Consider the following 20,765-nt stretch of genomic DNA (forward strand, 5'->3'; position numbering starts at 1 on the left):
GTAACAAGTTGTAAGAAATGGCAAAAAGCCAAAACGAGTCATGCGTTTTGACTTTTTCGTTTAGCTTATGATTCATCTCCAAAGAAGAAATCCTCATCTTTTAACGGCTCAACTGTTGCTTTTTTATAGCCGTTCCCTTTCATAGAAAAGAAGTCATGTGATTTTGTTTTTGTATTGAGTCCGTTCAATACGATTGGGTTAATCTCTTCTTCTTCAAAGTAAGGGGCAAATCCAAGATTCATTAACGCTTTATTGGCATTGTAACGAATGAACTTTTTCACGTCATGAGATAAATTGACTTGGTCATAAATATCTTCTGTGTAATGAAGTTCATTTTCATAAAGCTCTTTTAGCAACTCAATGGAGAAATCATAAAGCTCTTTTTGCACGTCCGGTGTTTGTTTGTTGTAAATTTCTTGCGCTAATAATCCAACGTACACCCCGTGAATCGCTTCATCACGCAAAATCAAGTTAATGATTTCACCGCTTTGCATCAGCTTTCCTTGTCCATAAAAATAAAGCGGGTAATAGAAGCCACTATAAAACAGAAAGCTCTCTAAATAAACAGAAGCAACCATTGCTTTAAATAAAGAAAGAGGGTCATCTTCTTGAATTGAACGGTAAAGCCCAACAATTCTATCTGCTTTATTTTGCAAGTATTTATTTGTCTTGACCCATTCAAATACTTCAGTAATCGTTTCTGTCGGAGCAAGCGTCATAAAGATATTTGAGTATGATTTCGCATGAACCGCATTCTCCATCATCGCCATAAAGTTCAAAACCGCTTTACGCTGATGGCCGTTCACATGTTCTGCCACAATCGGCATACCTGTATTTCCTTGTTCTGTATCAAGTAAAGTCAGTCCAGCAAGTACCTTCATGTACGTATCCCGCTCTTCTTCACTTAAATATTTCCATGTCAAGAGATCACCGTTTAACGAGATCTCTTCTGGAAGCCAGAACTGCTTTACATTTTGATTGTAAAACATTTGTGTAAAATCATCTTCGTGTATTGACCAGTTGGCTGCATCATAAATTTTTGTCACTTTAAACTCTCCTTTAATCAAACAACACAAGAAAGACAGCCTTCCTGCCCTGTATCCTTCGTTCTTGCATAATAAAGCGTTTTAATGCCTTTATGGTGCGCATAAAGATCAATGCGGTTTAAATCTCGCGTTGTCATCGTGTCTTTTAAGAATAGAGTGAAACTAATTCCTTGATCGACGTGCTGCTGAATGGTTGCGATCATATCCACCACTTTAAACATGTCCATATCATATGCTTCTTTATAGAAGAACCAGTTTTGCGCTGAAAGTCCTGGCATTGGGTAGTATGTTTTGCTGTTTCCGTATGTTCTTTCTTCAATACGTTCCATAATTGGCATGACAGACGCTGTTGCTGATTGAACGTATGAAATTGAACCTGTTGGCGCAATACATAATCTATAGCTATGGTACATCCCATTCTCTGCTACAAACTCTTTCAAAGCAGCCCAATCTTCTTTTGTCGGAATGTGCATTCCTTCAAATAGTGCTGCTGCTTTTTCTGTTTTTGGCGTGAAATCATTTTCTACGTATTTATTGAAGTACTCGCCAGTGGCATAGCTAGAGCCTTCATAACGGTAGAACGTTTCCCCTTTTTCTTTTGCCAGCTCACTTGAGCGCTTAATAGAATAATAGTTTACCATCATAAAGAACGTATTCGCAAAATCTCTTGCTTCTTCACTTTCGTATGCAATTTGGTTTTGAGCTAAGTAACCATGCAGGTTCATAGCACCTAGACCGATTGATTTCATCGCTTTGTTGGCTTTTCTGACTGCCGGCGCATTGCGAATATCCGTTGTTTCAGAGACAAGCGTTAATGAGTCGGTTGCAAGTTTGACTGTTTTTTCAATAGACTTGTTTTTCATGACATTCATGATATTTAATGAGCCAAGGTTGCAAGAAATATCAAGACCGATTTCATCTTCTTGATCGTAGTCAGTGTAAGAAGACACCTCTGAAGCCTGAAGCACTTCTGAACAAAGGTTTGAGAATTTCACACGTGAGATATGGTTCAGTGCATGTTCTCTATTGACATTGTCTTGGAACATGATGTATGGATAGCCTGATTCCGAGCGTAGTACAGCTAATTTTTCAAGAAGCTTTCTCGGATTGACTTTTTCCTTTTTGACTTTCGGATTATCTACAAGTTCATCGTACATCTCTTCCATGTCCATCTCATCAAGATGCTGTCCGTATGCTTTATAAACTGTATGCGGATAGAATGTGTAAGCTGTTTTATCTTCTCTTGCCAGCTCTATAAATTTATCTGGGATCACAACACCGATTGAAAGTGTTTTAACACGAACATCTTCATCAGCAGAGATTTTCTTTGTGTCTAAGAAATCGTTGATATCTCTGTGGAAAATATTGAGGTAAGCACTACCTGATCCTTGTCTTTGTCCCATTTGATCAGCATACCTGAATGCATTATCGAGAAGCTTCATCACACCTACGACACCTTTTGTCGCATTTTCTACATCTTTGATCGCTTCACCTTTAGCACGAAGCTTTGAAAGGTTGAGACTCACACCGCCACCTAGTTTTGAAAGCTGCATGGAGATATCAATCGCTCTTGAAATATCATTTAATGAGTCATTCACTTCGAGTAAGAAACAGCTCACCAGCTCACCACGTCTTTTACGACCGGCATTTAAAAATGTCGGTGTACTCGGCTGGTATTCTTGATTGATCATCAATTCCACAAACTCAAGTGCTTTCTCTTTGTCGCCGCCTGCGAAGAAAAGAGCCACAATTGAAATGCGGTCTTCATAGCGCTCAAGAATTTTCTTTTTATCGTTTGTTTTGAGTGCATAATCATTGTAAAACTTAAACGCACTCATAAATGATGGGAATCTAAATTTCTTGGCATAGGCAGCATCAAATACTTCTTTAATATCATCCATGCTGTATTGTCTTAAAAATTCTTCTTCATAGTAGTCGTTTTCTATTAAGTAATGAATCTTTTCTTCCAAATTGTGAAAGAAGACCGTATTTTGATTAATATAATCTACGAAATAACTATGTACAGCTTCTTTGTCCTTATCGAACTGAAACTTTCCTTCCTTTTGAATCATAATCTCATTATTTAATTGAATCCACTTCGGAACCTGATTTTGTGACAATTCTTTCTACCTCCTGTGTAAACAATTCAACATCCCTTTTTGTTCCGCTTAATTCAAAGGTGTGCAAAATAGGAACTTGATATTGTTTAGAAATCGTATCGGCGCTTTTGGCAAAATTATCTCCCCACACTTTGTTTCCACTCACTGCTACACCTAGTAAAAGGTGAGCATTTTTCTCTAAAAAAGACTGAGTGGTACTAGGGACTTGTCCAAATCCTGTCGTAAATGTGACGAGGATAAACGGCGAATCCAAAAACTCTTCTCCAGTCAATTTTCGTTTGTCTGTAAAAGGGGTCTTGTCCAAAAAGCGTTGAACATTTCCTGTTTTTGAATCAAATACGATTTGAATCAATTCCATCACGACCTAGTTTTTAGTATTGTTGATCATTTCGCTATTCACTATATATAGTATACTATGTTTTTTCAAAACACAATATATAGTTATGCTAAACGAAAAAAATCAACCAACCCGGCCGAACATTCATAGCCGAACTCGTACGTTCAAATAAATAGAGCAGAGCAGCATCCAAAAAAGAACTGCCCTACTCCTTATTCAACTTAAACCGAAATCTATCATAACATGAAAAAAATTCGCTTAGTAGACTAGACTTTTTATTTTATTTTTTGTAGGCATTGCACTGTAAATCTTCTGACACTTCTGTGATTTCAGCTTCAACACCTAATTCTTTTAGTACAGCTTCAAGCGCAGTGACGATAGATGCTTCTCTCACTAATTCTTTCCCATTTACAGAAACACTCGTTCCATATTCGAAACAGGAGTCATCTTCACAAGTTTGTTCCCAGTGATTGATTTTAATGTTGGGCTTCATCAACTCATCCTTTTCTGTCTAGATGTCTTATACATGTTTATAGTGTAGCGACTTCGCATTCGTTTGTAAATTTACGTGCTTACTCCTCATCAAGTCCATCATCATATTCTTCGTCTAACTCATCTATTTATTTCGCTGTAACAAGGGTAAGTGTGCCTTCTTATTCATCAAACCGATACATCATTACATCATCGTCCTTCACAACAGCAAAGTGATTATTTTTTACATCATCCTCGTTATCGTAAGAAGAATCGTTTTGCCAATTTCCTTGTCTCGATTCTATGTCGAGATGGCGCACGAACCAAATCATGCAACGATGCCGATCAAAAGGAGTAACACTCTAATCCATCTTAATTCAAGCTCTGCATTTTCCGGTAAAATGGACAGAAAAGTTTCGCGGCATGCAAAATAGCCCCTCTGATCTGACAAAAAACGTAGCGAGTCTCAGCCGGTTTATTGGCAGATGCACGGGGCTATTGAATACTCAATAGCCTTATTCTAGTTCTAGATTTACATTTTTTTGAGGTGCAAATGTAGAAATGGCATGTTTATAGATAAGCTGCTGCTTTCCTTCTGTCTCAAGCAACACCGTGAAATTGTCAAATCCTTTCACTTGGCCTCGAAGCTGAAAGCCATTTAATAAAAATACAGTGACAAATGTATTGTCTTTGCGGATCTGATTCAAAAATTGGTCCTGAATATTAATCGGTTTCATGTTTCGTCCTCCTTGATTCTGATAACTACAGTTTCGCTTTAAGTCCAAGCTTTCCTGCTATATATGCGAAAATTTCATCTTTTTTGTCAGAAAAGTGGCAAGGGGGTGTCATATCAAACCAGGTGACATCCATTTTATTACGAAACCACGTGAACTGACGCTTCGCATATCTTCGGGAATTTTGCTTTAATTGGTCAATGGCTTCATCAAGTGAGCAGTCGCCTTTGAAATAGGCATACAATTCTTTATAGCCAATCGCTTGAACGGACTGACAATCCTTCAATCCTGATTGATATAGCGCTCTCACTTCGTCGATTAAACCATTATCTAACATCATATCAATTCTTTGATGAATGCGCTCGTATAAAAGCGTTCGCTCCATCGTCAATCCTATAATTGCTGTTTCATAAAGCGGGATTTCTTGATGTCCGTTTTGCATGTCAGACATTGTCTTGCCTGTTGTATGTATGACTTCTAGCGCACGAATGACGCGGCGCACGTTATTCGGGTGAATCATTTGTGCCGCATCAGGGTCAACTGCCTTTAATTTCTCATGCAGTTGCAATGGACCATATTGCTTCTCAAAAAGGGTCATTTCCTTTTTAAAAGCCGGGTCACTTTTTTCATCTGTAAATGTGTAATCATATAAAACCGATTGTATATACAGTCCCGTGCCGCCAACAATCATTGGAATTTTGCCTCTACCTGCAATCTCTTTGATTTTCAACCGGACTAGCTGCTGAAATTCAGCTACTGAAAATGATTCCTCCGGCTGTTTCATATCAATCAGATGGTGCGGCACTCCTTCCATTTCTTCCGGGGTGATCTTTGCTGTACCAATATCCATTCCTTTATATATCTGCATAGAATCCCCGCTAATGATTTCACCATTAAATGCTTTTGCTATATCAATGCTCAGCTTTGTTTTGCCAACAGCCGTCGGACCTACTAACACAATCACTGGTTGTTTCGCTTTTTTCACATGACATCACTCTCTTTTACAAACTGCCTACAGTATAGCATAACTTCTCCTATATGCTCCATTGATCACCAGCCGAGTGGTTCATTTCCGACCACTTCGTATGTCTTCCCTTTCAAACGATGTTTATGCGTTGGCCGTTCTTCTGAACTATAGACGACACCCCCGTATGGAATGGGAACAGGATCTGTATAGGCAGAATACGTGACTTCCTCAATTTCGTGATAATGTGTACCATCGACTCTTGGTATAGCAGGTCCTGTAATGCCATAGTATCTGTGAAAATGACCCCTTTCAAATGAGGTGACCCCTCTATAGAAATGGGTATGCTGATCAGTACTGCTTCCATTAACAGGCTGAGAGAAGCCTTTTATTAAATGATAATGTTCTTCTGTAACGTCCGTACGTGCTTTATATATATGAGCGTGCGGCGGACATTTTGCCCAATCAGACGGATACAGGCCCATTTTCCACATTCCTCCTTATGATAGGCGTTCACCCAAACACATTTAGGCAAAAAGAATACACTGATCTCAGTTACAGTGATTTTATGTGAAAGGAGCCTTTTTTTATGAATCATTTTGATCCGCATTTGATCCAAGAAGATGTTAGAAGGCCTTTTGGCTTTGGATTTGGACGCCCTGGATTTGGAAGACCCGGCTTTGGATTTGGGGGACCTGGCTTTGGATTTGGGAGACCTGGATTTTTCGGTTCTCCGTTTTTAGGTGGTTTTGCTGGCGGCCTGATTGCTGGGTCACTTCTTACTCCAGGATTCGGCTATGGATACCCTTATCCACCACCATACCCACCATATCCTTATTATTAATATGACTTTTCAGTGACAACATCAAAATATAAAATCAATCGAATGTCACAAATTTTTTATGGGTGAACATTTACTTTACCGACTGTTCAGTAAAGTAGGTGTTTTTTTATATCCAAAACAAAAAAGAGCAGATTTTTAAGGACACTCTTCATATGCCGAGTGATTGTATGAAGCGGGGCAAAGAAAAACTAGCTAGAAAAAAAGAATGAAGCGATTAAACCGATTGGATCTTATAAAAAAAGTCATTTTCTCTTCTTTATGGAGAAAATGACTTTTTGATTTTAGCGGCCTATTTGAATGGTTTCTTCTAAGAGTATGTCCACATTCCCTTTCACAGCCCTTGAGATCATGCATGAGCTTTCGGCTTTATGCGCAAGCTTGCGAGCCAGTTCAATATCATGAGTTGAAGCCGTTTTTTTGAGAATCATGACAGGTCTATGGATAATCTTTTCATATGTAAAAACACCATTTGTCACATCCACTATAGCCTCAGAGCTCATGGATAAATCCTCTTTATCTAAATGGCTTCTCTCCATCATGGCCGCAAGTGTAATGATATAACATGCTGCCGCTGCACCTAAAAGCATCTCATCTGGATTTGTTCCAATACCTGGTCCGTCCATCTCTTTTGGAATCGAGATTTTTGTTTTTAATTGTTCACATGCAATTGTACCAACATCGTTACGCATACCAGGCCAGCTTGCCTGAAGATGAAAATGATGACGTGCCATATCCGTCTCTCCTTTTGTTATCACTTTTTATAGTGTAACAAGAAAACACTTGCTTGTCTTATGATGTGCACAGTCCTTATGTATATTCTTCATCCAGCACCGTTCTAATTGCTTTGACATAACGGTAAAATGTTTCATTTTTTGTATTTGACCGCCTTCGATAATCGAAACTGTCAAATAAAGCTTCACGTTGACTTCTACTAATCTCAAGTTGCACACTCTGCCCTGTTTTCGTAAGATTATTAATATTATGATTGCTCGTTCCGCTAAGAGTCGTGTGTGCAACAGCAAGTTCAGCAGAAAAACCGTTTCGCTCTAATGAGTTCACAATTTTCTCAGCTCGGTCGTAATCAGTCCCGCCGACAAGTGTATGATCTATTCCTTCCTCACCTTTATATCCATGCACTGCTAACACATAATCATGTGCTTTTGCCTGCTCAACTCCGGTCGGTTCATCAAAGTTTGTACTTGTAATATGAAGTTCTGAAGCATTTTCTCTTAATCCTTCAAATAAATACGTAGAGAATTCGTTATCAAAAAAATGGACGATCTCACTGACCCCGCCTTCAATTCTCCCGCCATGGGGTGACATCACAAGAAGACGGCTATTAGGGGCTGGGTTGGATGTAATTTGATAACTGTCACTTGTTTCGTTTTCTTCAAGTTCTTTAAAATTGCGATAAATATCCGTTGAACCGCTTTCGTCTTCTCCACCTAATGACAATGGCTCATCATGTTCCTTTGCTTGCATGGTATAATAGACGCCCCAAACAATCGCAAGCAGGAGAAGCAAAGCAAAAAACTTCTTCATTTCCGTTCTCCTTTAACAGATTTCTAAGCCGTTTCTATAATTTATTGAATCATCATGTCTTTTCATTTTTTCCACATTTTCTCTCCGAATTTGATCATAACACTCTAGATCGTGAGATTCCTCAAAAATAAGATAATTGCATTTATATACACAGAAACGCCTCCGCTGTTTGAAAACAGAGTTAGAATAGTATGACAAACAAATGAAGTTTTGTTTAAAATGACCTAGTCATATCCAGTCTGTTTTCTTTAATTCAGCATTTTTCATCATGTTTTCAATTTTTTTTGCCTGTGTCGAATAAGGTTTGTATGAGCATTGACCCTGTCATGATCCCCCTTTTTTTCTTCATCCATTCTTTAGTTCTCTAAGAAGAACTCTCCTACCTATCATCGGCTAATTCTACATTTTTTCCACCTTTTTCAATTATCCCACAAGATGTAAGCGTTTTATTTAAACAATAAGACAGCCGCCAACTTACGGGCCTAATAGCAAACGATTGCAAGCCCAGCAGGCCGTTAAGAAACCAGCACTGTGAAGCCTAAGGTCCAACCGTTTATGGTGTAACGAAGCCGGACTTCCTTGCATAAGGGTCAATATCGCGCTCTAAGATCATAAAAAAGCCCTTTACGTTTTTTCGTAAAGGGTGTCATTTTTCCGCTTTGTTTTATGTGTGAAGTCTTTCTTCTAATTGAGTAGTTGACAGGTTACGCTTCATTTTCATACATCTCATCTCCTTTTTGAATGTGCGTACGCGCTTCAATCACAATTTCAAAAAAAGTGGAAGACTCCTTGTACATGTCGCGTTCCTTATAATAATTTGCCGCATCAAGCGCTAATTCCTCTAAATCAGCGAACATTTTTTTCCTTTTTAAACCAAATAGGGCTGATATCAGTTTTTCACAGCTGTTTTTCTCCATATAGAGCGCCTGTAAAAATTGGAATTTCAACTGATAAATCTCATCTTCTAATAAAGACGCCTGTTTCATCCCTTCGGTTACTGCTTGGATCGCCTGCTCTATATCTCCAAGTTTAAAACGAGTGAGGGCAAGTGAGAACAGTGATTTCATCATCGTCGAGACCTGATCTTTTTGATAAAGTGAAATGGCTTGTTCAAAAAAGACGGAAGCGGTATGGTAAGTTCCCATACTATAATGACAAGTTCCTAAGTTGTTGAGTGCCATTGCTTTAAAATAGGACATGCACTCTTGTATTTCCAATGCTTCACAGACCTTTAAAGCCTTTTCTAAATAAGGAAGCGCTTTTTGGTACTGACTTACATCAATCAAATTGCCAGCCATAACGAAATCACATTGAATACTTCTTTTCCCATAAAGCTGGTGCTTTTTATAAATGTCTCTCGCCTTTTTTGCATAATGCATAGAGAAATAGGTTTGTTTCATATGATAGTATACTTCAGCGATTTTATAGTAAAATTCTGCTTTTTCAATCTCATCTGTCACCAAAATGAGCTGATGTTCCGCATGCTTGTAGTATGAAATGGCCTCAATATATCGCCGCTGGATAAATGCATACATCCCATGGAAAAAATGAAAGTAATAGGCCAGTAAGCCTGTCATTTCATCTTCTGCATCTTCTATTTCTTTTGGAAAGGATACAGCGTGAAGCGGCTCACTTCCAGCGTGGATTGGAGATAAGTGCTGAAGCATCATTTGATGGCGGAAATCCATTAATGAATAATAAAGTAATAAATCTTGATCTTCTTCCATATCACGGATCTCTTGCTCAACAAGGCGCTTCATTTCTTTAGCTTCTTTTACTTCAAATTTGCAAATATGCGTGTACCATTGATTGATCTTTACACCTACTTCGGAAGATGGTATTTTGTGTGCCATCCACTTCAGCCCCATTCTATCATCTCAAACTGATATCTATTATTTTACATAATTTATGATTTTAAGGCAAATTGACATGAATTACATATTTTATCTTCAGCTAGCATATTTCTATCCTTTTTACTAAGTTGAAATCGGGTTATTTTGCTCTTTTTTCTATGACGACGTATCAAATTCTCTGATTACTTCTTTTATTGCATAAATATAGCGCCTAAATGCTTTTTTCTTTCCCTTCCTTGTGTCAAAATTGTCAAAAAAGGCTTCTCTCTGCCCAGTACTAATTTCAAGTTGAACACTTTCACCACTTGCATTTTGATTATTAATGTTTTTCGGATCTGTTCCAGAAAGCCGCTCACCTTTTTGCACCACCTCTGCAGAAAAACCTCTATCTTGTAATTCACGCACCATAGCTTTGGCCATCTTTCGGTTCGTTCCCCCAACAAGCGTATGTCTCCTATCACTTTTATAACCGTGTATGGAAATAGATAATGGATATGTTTTAATCATTTGCACCAAAATCGGTTCATCGAAATTTGTACTTGTAATATGCAGATCGCGGTTGTTGTCCTTTTTCGTTCCTTCAAATAAGTAGGTAGAATAACTTTGATTAAATGCTTCTACAATTTCACTTGTTCCTGGTTCAATTTCACCGCCATGGGGTGAAAAAACGAGTAAATCGCTTCCGCCCTTTTCGTGAAATTCTATTTCATAACCATCTTTTTCATGTCGTATTAGCTGTTTAAAGCTCTCGTATTGATCACCTTTTTCTCGTTCTTTTTTATCCTCAATAGAATGACTGCATTTCACTGTCAAAAAAACACATACGATTAGAAATATGAGTCCAGTTATTAGTAGCCTTTTCATCTCACAGCTCCTTTTCATTCTCTTAGGTGCATCTTACCGCATCATTTTACTATCAAATGCTGAAGGTATTCAAAGATTGTTCTGCTCATTTAAATGAATCAGGAAAACTTTCCTGCTTTTTTATTTTGACTAGGTACTTAAGACTTCTTTTCATTTCCCCTTTTATGTATAATTCCCTTATTTCTGCTGTAAAAAACACTACAAAAATGGGTGAATTCCTCTTTCTTCATAAAAAAACTGCAAACAAAGTGTTTATCACACACCTGTTTGCAGCAATCTGTTCATATCAAATATTAGATTTTTAATCCATTCTCTAAAACTGTTAGTACTTCATCTTGCGATAACCCTTGTGCAAGTGATATTTCACTCACTAGAATCCCTCTTGCGTCATCAAGCATCTTCTTTTCACTGGAATTTAGTGCCTTCTTTTGATTTCTTCTCATTAAATCTTTCACAACGTTTGCACCATCTTCAATCGCGCCTGTTTTTAGCTTTTTCATATTCTCATCATATCTCTGCTTCCAAGTTAGCGTGTCGTCGTTTGTCTCTTCATCAAAATTGTTCATCACAACCTTTAATGTTGCTTGATCTGCAATTGGTCGTATGCCCATTTGATTGATTCTGCCCCGAGGGATCATCATTTGCATATGAGGCATTTGAATCAGAAAATATTCCTCCGTCTTACCTAAAATTTCTTTTTCTTCCATTCCTTCAATCACACCAGCTCCATGCATTGGATAAACAATTTTATCACCTATTTGAAACAAATCCGCCACCTCCGAAAGTATTCACATGATGATTATAACACATTTCATCAAATGATAAAAATTTATATTTTATCATGTTATTTTAGAACCAGTCAATTCTTTTTATTTGAAATTGTAAAGAAAAAGCCTTTTTTGCAAAAGAACCGCATCATCCAGTCCTCTTTGACACTCTTTGCATAAACTAACATTGAGTCACATTTAGGAGGGATGACAATGTGCAACTGCAAGTGCAAACATTCCCACTCAGACTGCTATAAAAAACATGACGATAATAAGCATGTTGACCAGTGTAAAGAAAAGAAGTCATATCATAAAAAAGATGATTGGTTTGAGGGTGATTTTTGGGATACTTCAAGAAGCTACGATCCCCATTATTATCCTAAAAGTGTCTGTTGCAAATGTCAGAAGCGTCGTAAAAAGAAATATGGATTTACATTTAGTGTTTGACGCTTCCATTGCTTAATGCTTTTCCGGCTGAAAAGCCGGTTTTTTTCTTTCGTATGGATAGGCTCATGAACATTGCGATCAACATAGTATATGGCAAACTGAAAAAAAGGATGCGATACAAATGAACAACATGAATAGCCAGAATACTCATTACCATCAAGGAAATCCATATCATACATTTGAAAATGTGTATACAGCCAACCATGAGCATATGATCGCGCCAAATACGCATGGCCCAATGAATATTCCAAACCATTATCATACTGGAAAAAAAGATTCTGATGGAAGTCATTACTCAAGTCATCATGCAGCCTACTCTCCATTTGCCCATCAATATAATCCATATTCAGCTTTTCCAATGAATGATGATCATCATCTTCAAGGCTCATATGTTGGATACGGCATGCCTCCATATCATCCTTACGGTTATCATGATGGCGGCCATATGATGATGGCACCCAACTATCAAATGACAGGTCATGTGAACGGAATGAATCATCCTAATGCTTTCTTACCCCGATATTACTAAACAAATAGACAAAATAAGGGCAAAACATACCATTTAATCCCATATGTAGATATGGTAGAATTTAGGTAAATAATGGATAAATTAATCCATTATTTACCTATCATCAAACAAGGGGGAAGGAAGAAATGAAAAAAACACTAATGATTCTTACGATGGGGCTGCTTACACTCATCATGGCTTTATCTGTACCGCTTGCTGCATCCGCTGAAGGAGTCAAAACGGAGGAAGGCAAAGCTTCGACCAATGCAAGACCAGCAGCACTATATGCAAAAATTACAGGAATAAGTAAGCAGGAATGGTCGTTTTCTGATATTGAGCTGACATACCGACCAAATTCTGTCCTAAGTATCGGTGCGGTTGAGTTCACATTGCCTACAGGCTTTCAAGCAACAACGAAAGATATGATCAACGGAAAAGCATTAAAAGACAGCCACATTTTAAACAGCGGAAAAACTGTCCGTATCCCAGCTAGATTCGATTTATTTGGAAGTTCACAATATACTTTACAGCTTTCACATAAAGTACTCCCTGCCGCAGGTACATATACGTTCCGCGCAGAAAACCGTACGATCAGCATCGGTTCCACATTTTATGCAGAGGATACGATTGATATTATTAAGCGACCCGTTGTGGTCACACCACCAACAAACCCTTGCGGATGCTAATTGAAATTAAAAAAGCGCTCCTTTGAACTTTGAGCGCTTTTTTATTATGGTAAGAGTCCTTTACATCACACGTTTAAACATCTTCTCCATTTCATATTTAGAGTAATGAATGATAATCGGCCGGCCGTGCGGGCATGTAAAAGGGTCAGTCGTTTGACGGAGCTCGTCTAAGAGAGCCTTTATTTCATCATGACGCAAATGGCGATTTGCTTTAATAGAGCCTTTACAGCTCATCATAATAGCGGCTTCTTCTCTTAGTTTTTTAATATCAATCCGCTTTTCGTCGAGCACCTGTTGAATAATTTCTTCTATCAGTTCAGCTTCTTCCCCCTTTGGAAACCATTGCGGATGTGACCGAACGATATAGCTCCCTGATCCGAAAGGCTCTAAAAATACTCCAACTTTCGCTAAAGCGTCTTTATGCTCTTCAATAATCAGCATATCGTTTTTTGAGTAATGGAATGTTAGTGGGACGAGCATTTCTTGAACCTCTTGTTCAATTTCGCCTACCTTCTCACGATAATATTCATATTTGATTCGTTCTTGGGCCGCATGCTGATCAATAATATAAAGTCCTCGTTCATTTTGAGCCAAAATATATGTTCCGTGCATTTGACCTATTGGATACATAATAGGAACTCGTTCGGTGTCGTCAACTGATTCAGCCGCCTCTTCTTGCATCACAGATTCCTCTTGTGAAGCAGCAGTTTCATATAAATCGACACCAGACACGTAGCTTACGTCTGACTGTTCTTCAAAAGGTGATGATAATGCCGATTGCATATCTTCGGGTTCAGACATGTCGCACGTGTCTTTCTGATTGGTCTCATAGACAGTCGATTCAAGCGAGGACGATTGATAGGCTATTGGTTTTTGTGTACTTTCTACATTCGCTTGTTTTGAATCGAAGGTTAAAAACTGCTGCTCGTTTTTCACAGTTGGCATTGGTGCTTTCTTTGGTAACGAAGCACTCGGAATGAGCTGCTGCTTTTGAAACACTTCCTTAATTCCCTGTTTAATCAGTTCATGAAGTTCCTGCTCTTTACTAAGCCTTACTTCAAGTTTTGATGGATGCACATTCACATCCACTAAAATCGGATCCATCTTCATTTCAATAAATGTAATCGGATGGCGTCCAATCGGCAGCAACGTGTGATACCCTTCATGGATGGCTTTCACCAGCGGGAAATGCTTGACATATCTGCCGTTTACAACTGAAGACATATAATTCCGCGATGCTCTCGTCACTTCTGGTAAGGAAATATACCCTTTTACTTCAAAATCAAGTGATTGTACGTAAAGTGGCAGCATTTTTTTCGCCACAGCCGTTCCATAAATGGCAGCCAATACATGCCGAACATCCCCGTTTCCATTCGTCTGAAGCAGGACTTTTCCTTGATGACGCAAGCGAATTGATACTTCTGGATGAGCAAGTGCAATCCGGTTGACAACATCTGAAATATTACCAAGCTCTGTGTGAACGGTTTTCATGTACTTTAACCGAGCAGGCGTATTAAAAAATAAATTTGTTACGAGAATTTCTGTCCCGCGTCTCCCAGATGTCTTTTGCTCTGAAATGATCTTTCCGCCTTGGAGGGCTAAATGCGTTCCAGCTCCCTCCCCTGTGCTTGTCTTCATTTCTAGATAAGAGACAGAGGCGATACTTGGGAGTGCCTCTCCTCTAAATCCGAGTGTTCTGACGCGAAAAAGATCATTTTCATCTTTGATTTTACTCGTTGCATGTCTTTGGAAGGCGAGCTTACAGTCTTCAGCATCTATTCCTACACCATTATCTATCACCCTGATAGAAGAAAGACCTGCTTCTTCTACATCAATCTCGATCACCGTGCTCTTTGCATCAATCGAATTTTCCACAAGCTCTTTCACAACTGAAGCAGGACGCTCGACGACTTCACCAGCAGCAATTTTGTTTGATAGGTCATCAGATAACTGAATAATCTTTGCCATTACCGCTCACCTCACCTTACATTATAATTTCTTTTGCAATTCAAATAACTTTGTCATGGCTTCAAGTGGTGTCATATCCATTAAATTAAATGATTTTAGTTCTTCTAAAACCGCTCGATCCTTGTTCTTGAGGACTTGTTTGGTTTGTGGTTTTTCTTCTATTTCAAAAAAGGAAAGCTGTTTTTTCTCTTGTTTCTCCGTTATTGGTGATGCAGAAACCTTAGGAATGACCTCATGTGTCCCACCCTCAAGCTCTGTTAAAATAGTCTGGGCTCTATCAATGATCGCATCAGGCAATTCAGCAAGCTGAGCTACATGTATTCCATAACTTTTATCAGCCGCACCTTCTTTGATCTGATGTAAGAAAACCACAGTCCCTTCATGTTCTTCAGCACGCACATGAACATTTTTCAACTCATTTAATTGAGATTCTAGTACAGTTAATTCATGATAATGCGTGGAAAAAAGGGTTTTTGCCCCAATATGGTCATGAACAAATTCAATGATCGCCTGCGCAAGCGCCATTCCATCATAGGTGCTTGTTCCTCGTCCGATTTCATCAAATAAAATCAAGCTATTTTTCGTTGCATGCACCATCGCATTTTTTGCTTCAAGCATTTCCACCATAAAGGTACTCTGTCCTGAAATCAAATCATCTGCTGCACCAATTCGTGTAAAGATTTGATCAAAAATAGGCAGAGTCGCCTTTGATGCAGGTACAAAACAACCGATTTGAGCAAGAATAGAGATGAGGGCCATCTGTCTCATATACGTGCTTTTCCCCGACATGTTTGGTCCTGTAATGAGTAAAATTTGTCTGCCTTTCCCCATCTGGCAGTTGTTCGGGACATACTCTTGGTGATCCATCACCTTTTCAACAACTGGATGACGTCCATCTACAACATCAACCTCATCATCTGAGAATTCCGGACGGACATAACGACGTTTTTCACTCACAGTGGCAAAGCATTGAAGCGCATCAAGCTCACTCATTTGTTTGGCGAGTAATTGTAATCTAGGAATATATCCCTTGACTTCTTCTCGAAGAGCTGTAAACAATTCATATTCCAATTCGCTAATATTTGATTCTGCCTCAAGAATGAGTGCTTCTTTTTCTTTCAATTCAGGTGTAATGTAGCGCTCTGCATTGGCGAGCGTTTGTTTTCGTTCATAACGACCTTCCTCTAGCAAATGCGTATTCGCCCTGGTCACTTCGATATAATAGCCGAATACTTTATTAAAACCGACTTTTAATGAACGAATGCCAGTATACTCTCTTTCTTGCTGTTCAAGCCGTGCAATCCAGTCCTTCCCATTCCGGCTGGCATCACGATATTCATCTAATTTCTCATTGTAGCCGTCTTTAATTAAATTGCCTTCCTTTAAAGTCATTGGCGGATTCTCATAAAGGGCATCATCTAATAATTTCAAGAGATCACCGCAAGGATCAATGTCATTTGCTCTTGATTTTGCCATTTCTTCTGGTAATGAAAGGACAAGTTCTTTTATGGCTGGTACTTGTTTTAAGGACTCCTTCAGTTGAATGAGATCACGAGCATTCACATTCCCAAATGCAACGCGTCCAGCTAAACGCTCAAGGTCATACACTTGCTTTAACCGTTCACGCAAGTCCTCTCGTTCAAAGAAATGATCCATGAGAATCTGCACCATTTCCTGACGTTCCTTAATTTGCGAAAGTCGAATTAACGGCCGATCAATCCATTGCTTCAACAGTCTTCCGCCCATGGCTGTTTTTGTTTCATCTAGCAGCCATAATAAGGAACCCTTCTTGCTTTTTGAACGAATGGTTTCTGTTAATTCAAGGTTTCGCTTAGAATATAAGTCAATTTTCATGGTTTGTTCAAGTTCAAACACTTGTACCTTCTGCAAGTGGTCAAGACTTCGTTTTTGCGTTCTTCTTAAATAAGTATATAATCTGAGAAAGGCAGACTTTAAGTGTTGGTCAAGGTGGGAAACGAGCGATTCTGCTTCATTCATCACACCTTCGTTATCTTCGTATGAAATAGTAGCCTGACAGCGCTCTTTCAGTGTCTTCACCGTTTCCTCACCCAGCTCTTTCGATACAACAATTTCTTTTGCACCGACAGAATAAATTTCAGACACGACCTCATCTAATCGTTCGATGAAAGCGACCATGTTTTCACCTGTTGATAAATCAGAGAGCGCCAGACCATAACCATTTTGAAAATAGGAAACAGACGCAATGAAGTTATTCTCATTTTCACTTAAACCTTTACTGTCCATTACCGTACCAGGTGTGATGAGCTGAACGACTTCTCTTTTCACCACACCTTTGGCAGTTTTAGGATCTTCCACTTGCTCACAAATGGCGACTTTATAGCCTTTGGAAATCAGTTGTTCTATGTATGTGGATGCAGAATGATAAGGAACGCCGCACATGGGAATCGTCCCACCATCTCTGCTTGTTAATGTAATTTCTAGTTCTTGTGCCGCTTCTTTTGCATCATCAAAAAACATTTCATAAAAATCGCCTAAGCGAAAAAATAAAAAGGCATCTTGGTAATCAGCCTTTATCTTTAAATATTGCTGTATCATGGGCGTATAACTTGCCATATTTTTAATCCCTCACTATATTACTTTCTCATTCATACCATCTTATATTATATCATAAAAAAACGCCTTGTTTCTGCCTTGACCTAAACACAAAAAAACTAGGGGTACATGCGCCCTAGTCATCAACTATTCTTCTGGATCACCCGCCAAAAATTCTGGATGAATATCCTCTAACTCTTCATCTACTTCCTCTTCCCACTCTTCATCGTCTTTTTCTTTCCAATTTGAGTTGACCTCTACCACAACCTTTGTTTCTCCTACAACCTCAGCGATAAATTCACGCTCTGCCTGAACAACAATTTTATTACCATTTGGAGAAATGGTGACTTCTAAGCAATTGGGCTGTTGAAGCACTTTGGCAATGACTTCGTGCTCATCATCAAGGAAATTTTTGTCTTTGTATCTCAGCTTGATGATATCTACATACTTCACACGCTCGGTCACAACTTCTGTTTTTGTGTTGTCAGCGTAAGAATACCACACGTTAATATCAAATGTTCCTTCAATTTCGACTGTTTTACCGACTTTTTCAGCATCATACTTATGATTAATGATCCAACCGCCTAGTATGCTGGTTGGTTTTTGCGATGGAGAAATGGTGTGTGTGCTTTGGGTGAATTTTCTCCCTTTTGCAACCACCGCTTTTGTAATAATCTCTCTGTATTCAGACATTCCGGCATGCCTCCTTGTTCTTGATCGTTTTATCTTATGCTGGGCATTCGTCTAGTGTGTCATGATTTTGAGCTTCATGTTCAATTAAATTCATTTCTGTTTCAGTGTATGCATGGTTGCCCATAAACTTGCCTTGAAAATTGGAAAAGTTGGAAAGTGAGAGAATTGGAGCAAAGTAAATCGGTTTCGGATGTTTGGTGTTTTAAATAAAGGAAGCCATTCTTAACGTGTATGAAATTTTTTTAAAAGAGGAAATGTATGAGGATATCCTTGAATGTCATAGGTGATGTGAACAATCAACAAAAACCCCGCATCTGCGGGATTTTTTCATTTAATGGAGCAACTTGGTGATGAGTTTTTCACCTTTGAACCGGTTTCACCTAATAAGAGGTCACCGCCGGTTGAAAGAATAATTTCATCAGTTACTTGATTTGAAATTGTGTGCGCTACTAGTTGTAGCAATGAATTGACTTCCATTTGTGATTCTTTGAATTCTTGAATCACTGGAATGTCATCCAGCTCCTCTTGCAGTGCGTCAATTTTTTCTTCGACCTGCTTTAAGGCTTCATGTTTGCCGTAATGTTTTAAATTCACAGCTTGTTTTTGAAGCGCCTTAATTTGATTAATAATTGTAGAAATTTTTGTATTTTCATTGATTTGCGCTTCCGCTTTTTTGAAAAAATCAACTTCTTTTGTATCAGCAATCATTTTAGCGAGCTCTCTTGCACGCTCGACAATCTCTTTCTTTGAATAAAGCGCCATATTAATTCACCTCGATAGCTTCTTCAACCATTTCTCCGTCAAGAGACCAAGTTTTCGCTTGAGTAATTTTCACTTTGACGATGTTGCCAATCGCTTCTTTCGGTGCTTTAAAATTCACAAGCTTGTTCTTACTCGTATATCCGGCTAGGATATCAGGATTGTTTTTACTTTCACCCTCTACTAATACTTCGACAGTCTGCCCTTCATATTCCTTCATTTTCTTAGCAGAAATTTCATTTACAAGTGCATTCAGGCGCTGCAGTCGATCTTTCTTCACGCGCATTGGAACATTATCCTTCATTTTTGCTGCAGGTGTTCCTTCTCTCGGAGAATAAATGAACGTATAAGCCGCATCAAATTCAACCTCACGATAGAGGGATAGCGTTTCTTCAAACTGCTCCTCTGTTTCATTCGGAAACCCAACAATAATATCTGTTGTGAGGGATGCATTTGGCATTTTTTCTTTGATTTTACGAACAAGATCAAGATAACGCTCACGGTCATATTTTCTTGCCATCAGTTTCAGCACAGAAGAACTTCCTGATTGTACCGGCAAGTGGATATGATCCAGCAAGTTGCCGCCTTTGGCAAGCACCTCAATTAAGTGGTCGTCAAAATCACGCGGATGACTGGTTGTAAAGCGAATACGTGGAATGTCGATTTTACGCAGTTCATCCATGAGATGACCAAGACTGTATTCCATGTCTTCAAAATCTTTTCCGTATGCATTCACGTTCTGTCCAAGAAGCGTAATTTCCTTATACCCCTCTGCAGCTAACCGTCTGACTTCTTGAATAATTTCTTCTGGCCGGCGGCTTCTTTCCTTGCCACGAGTGTAAGGGACGATACAATATGTACAGAACTTATCACAACCGTACATAATGTTCACCCAGCCTTTAATTTTACCGTGGCGTGCTCTCGGAAGGTTTTCAATGACATCTCCTTCTTTCGACCAAACCTCGACCACCATCTCTTTCGATAAATAACATTCAGATAGAAGCTCTGGCAGGCGGTGAATGTTGTGCGTGCCAAAAATCAGGTCTACAAATGGATGCTTTTTCAAAATGCGGTTTACAACGGATTCTTCTTGTGACATACATCCACAAACACCTAAAATTAAGTCTGGCTTCTCACGTTTTAACGCTTTTAAGTGCCCAAGCTCTCCAAACACTTTGTTTTCAGCATTCTCACGAATGGCGCAAGTGTTCAGTAAGATGACATTTGCATCTTGAGTAGAGCTTGTCGGCTCATAGCCTAGCGCCATAAAAATACCAGCCATCACTTCTGTATCGTGTTCATTCATTTGACAGCCATATGTGCGGATATAAAATTTACGACCTTCCCCTATACCTTTAAACCGCTCGTCAATTTGAAATTGATTGTATTTGACTTCTTCTTTACCCCGTTTTTTTGCATCTTTTAACGATGGCGGAATGTAAACAGCTTCAAAATATTGGCTGTAGTCCTTCTCGGATTTTTTGTCCGATGAACTCACTTGTCCGCTCGCTTTTCTCTGCTTTTCATTCATGAATTTGTACTCCTTTCAAACCAAGCTCCACCCTACAGTATAGACTATTTTCTGATG

At 38.9% G+C, this 20,765-nt stretch carries 21 protein-coding genes; 3 read left to right on the top strand and 18 right to left on the bottom strand.

What is annotated here, in order from left to right; translation table 11 throughout:
- Positions 1-65 precede the first annotated feature (65 nt).
- The 8 genes from nrdF to ABVJ71_RS03765 all read right to left on the bottom strand — a co-directional run bounded on the left by nrdF (position 66) and on the right by ABVJ71_RS03765 (position 6,157).
- Positions 66-1,046 carry a class 1b ribonucleoside-diphosphate reductase subunit beta gene (gene nrdF, locus ABVJ71_RS03730; protein WP_353855664.1) on the bottom strand — a complete coding sequence of 327 codons (981 nt, stop codon included), beginning with the start codon at positions 1,044-1,046 and terminating at the stop codon, positions 66-68.
- 17 nt (positions 1,047-1,063) lie between these two features.
- On the bottom strand, positions 1,064-3,166 hold the full coding sequence (gene nrdE / locus ABVJ71_RS03735) for a class 1b ribonucleoside-diphosphate reductase subunit alpha (RefSeq protein WP_353855665.1): 2,103 nt from the start codon (positions 3,164-3,166) through the stop codon (positions 1,064-1,066).
- A complete protein-coding gene (nrdI, locus tag ABVJ71_RS03740) occupies positions 3,126-3,518 on the bottom strand; it encodes a class Ib ribonucleoside-diphosphate reductase assembly flavoprotein NrdI (RefSeq protein WP_353856548.1) in 393 nt (130 codons plus the stop codon). The genes nrdE and nrdI overlap by 41 nt, the downstream gene beginning before the upstream one ends.
- 265 nt (positions 3,519-3,783) lie before the next feature.
- The gene (locus ABVJ71_RS03745; RefSeq protein ID WP_353855666.1) at positions 3,784-3,996 is read right to left on the bottom strand and encodes a hypothetical protein; all 213 of its coding nucleotides are present in this window, start codon (positions 3,994-3,996) and stop codon (positions 3,784-3,786) included.
- 160 nt (positions 3,997-4,156) lie between these two features.
- Positions 4,157-4,306: a hypothetical protein gene (locus ABVJ71_RS03750; RefSeq protein WP_353855667.1), complete on the bottom strand. Its 150-nt coding sequence runs from the start codon at positions 4,304-4,306 to the stop codon at positions 4,157-4,159.
- 183 nt (positions 4,307-4,489) lie between these two features.
- Positions 4,490-4,711 carry an RNA chaperone Hfq gene (hfq, locus tag ABVJ71_RS03755; RefSeq protein ID WP_003211269.1) on the bottom strand — a complete coding sequence of 74 codons (222 nt, stop codon included), beginning with the start codon at positions 4,709-4,711 and terminating at the stop codon, positions 4,490-4,492.
- A gap of 25 nt (positions 4,712-4,736) precedes the next feature.
- The gene (miaA, locus tag ABVJ71_RS03760) at positions 4,737-5,693 is read right to left on the bottom strand and encodes a tRNA (adenosine(37)-N6)-dimethylallyltransferase MiaA (RefSeq protein ID WP_353855668.1); all 957 of its coding nucleotides are present in this window, start codon (positions 5,691-5,693) and stop codon (positions 4,737-4,739) included.
- Positions 5,694-5,758: 65 nt separating this feature from the next.
- The gene (locus ABVJ71_RS03765) at positions 5,759-6,157 is read right to left on the bottom strand and encodes a YmaF family protein (protein ID WP_353855669.1); all 399 of its coding nucleotides are present in this window, start codon (positions 6,155-6,157) and stop codon (positions 5,759-5,761) included.
- Positions 6,158-6,261: 104 nt separating this feature from the next.
- On the opposite strand from ABVJ71_RS03765, the gene ABVJ71_RS03770 reads away from it, so the two are divergent.
- Positions 6,262-6,516 carry a spore coat protein gene (locus tag ABVJ71_RS03770; protein WP_353855670.1) on the top strand — a complete coding sequence of 85 codons (255 nt, stop codon included), beginning with the start codon at positions 6,262-6,264 and terminating at the stop codon, positions 6,514-6,516.
- Positions 6,517-6,797: 281 nt separating this feature from the next.
- Here the strand turns inward: ABVJ71_RS03770 and ABVJ71_RS03775 are convergent, their stop codons facing one another.
- The 5 genes from ABVJ71_RS03775 to ABVJ71_RS03795 form a co-directional block, all read right to left on the bottom strand.
- Complete coding sequence (locus ABVJ71_RS03775; RefSeq protein WP_353855671.1) at positions 6,798-7,247, bottom strand: OsmC family protein; 450 nt, start codon at positions 7,245-7,247, stop codon at positions 6,798-6,800.
- A gap of 76 nt (positions 7,248-7,323) precedes the next feature.
- On the bottom strand, positions 7,324-8,058 hold the full coding sequence (locus tag ABVJ71_RS03780) for a poly-gamma-glutamate hydrolase family protein (protein WP_353855672.1): 735 nt from the start codon (positions 8,056-8,058) through the stop codon (positions 7,324-7,326).
- Between the two features lie 704 nt (positions 8,059-8,762).
- Positions 8,763-9,911, bottom strand: a complete 1,149-nt coding sequence (locus ABVJ71_RS03785; protein WP_353855673.1) for a tetratricopeptide repeat protein — start codon at positions 9,909-9,911, stop codon at positions 8,763-8,765.
- A gap of 156 nt (positions 9,912-10,067) precedes the next feature.
- Complete coding sequence (locus ABVJ71_RS03790) at positions 10,068-10,775, bottom strand: poly-gamma-glutamate hydrolase family protein (protein WP_353855674.1); 708 nt, start codon at positions 10,773-10,775, stop codon at positions 10,068-10,070.
- A 293-nt stretch (positions 10,776-11,068) separates the two neighbouring features.
- Positions 11,069-11,542, bottom strand: a complete 474-nt coding sequence (locus ABVJ71_RS03795) for a CarD family transcriptional regulator (RefSeq protein ID WP_353855675.1) — start codon at positions 11,540-11,542, stop codon at positions 11,069-11,071.
- Between the two features lie 568 nt (positions 11,543-12,110).
- Here ABVJ71_RS03795 and ABVJ71_RS03800 point away from each other — a divergent pair.
- Both ABVJ71_RS03800 and bslA read left to right on the top strand, forming a co-directional pair.
- A complete protein-coding gene (locus ABVJ71_RS03800; protein WP_353855676.1) occupies positions 12,111-12,518 on the top strand; it encodes a hypothetical protein in 408 nt (135 codons plus the stop codon).
- Between the two features lie 125 nt (positions 12,519-12,643).
- On the top strand, positions 12,644-13,183 hold the full coding sequence (gene bslA, locus ABVJ71_RS03805; RefSeq protein WP_353855677.1) for a biofilm surface layer hydrophobin BslA: 540 nt from the start codon (positions 12,644-12,646) through the stop codon (positions 13,181-13,183).
- Between the two features lie 60 nt (positions 13,184-13,243).
- Here the strand turns inward: bslA and mutL are convergent, their stop codons facing one another.
- The 5 genes from mutL to miaB all read right to left on the bottom strand — a co-directional run bounded on the left by mutL (position 13,244) and on the right by miaB (position 20,708).
- The gene (gene mutL, locus ABVJ71_RS03810) at positions 13,244-15,151 is read right to left on the bottom strand and encodes a DNA mismatch repair endonuclease MutL (RefSeq protein WP_353855678.1); all 1,908 of its coding nucleotides are present in this window, start codon (positions 15,149-15,151) and stop codon (positions 13,244-13,246) included.
- 21 nt (positions 15,152-15,172) lie between these two features.
- Positions 15,173-17,746 carry a DNA mismatch repair protein MutS gene (gene mutS / locus ABVJ71_RS03815; RefSeq protein WP_353855679.1) on the bottom strand — a complete coding sequence of 858 codons (2,574 nt, stop codon included), beginning with the start codon at positions 17,744-17,746 and terminating at the stop codon, positions 15,173-15,175.
- Positions 17,747-17,872: 126 nt separating this feature from the next.
- A complete protein-coding gene (gene cotE, locus ABVJ71_RS03820; protein WP_353855680.1) occupies positions 17,873-18,418 on the bottom strand; it encodes an outer spore coat protein CotE in 546 nt (181 codons plus the stop codon).
- 327 nt (positions 18,419-18,745) lie between these two features.
- On the bottom strand, positions 18,746-19,180 hold the full coding sequence (locus ABVJ71_RS03825) for a RicAFT regulatory complex protein RicA family protein (protein WP_353855681.1): 435 nt from the start codon (positions 19,178-19,180) through the stop codon (positions 18,746-18,748).
- 1 nt (position 19,181) lies between these two features.
- Positions 19,182-20,708, bottom strand: coding sequence for a tRNA (N6-isopentenyl adenosine(37)-C2)-methylthiotransferase MiaB (gene miaB, locus ABVJ71_RS03830; RefSeq protein WP_353855682.1), 1,527 nt, complete (start codon positions 20,706-20,708; stop codon positions 19,182-19,184).
- Positions 20,709-20,765: the final 57 nt, after the last annotated feature.

It is taken from the genome of Bacillus sp. Bos-x628, assembly GCF_040500475.1.
GTDB lineage: Bacteria > Bacillota > Bacilli > Bacillales > Bacillaceae > Bacillus > Bacillus maqinnsis.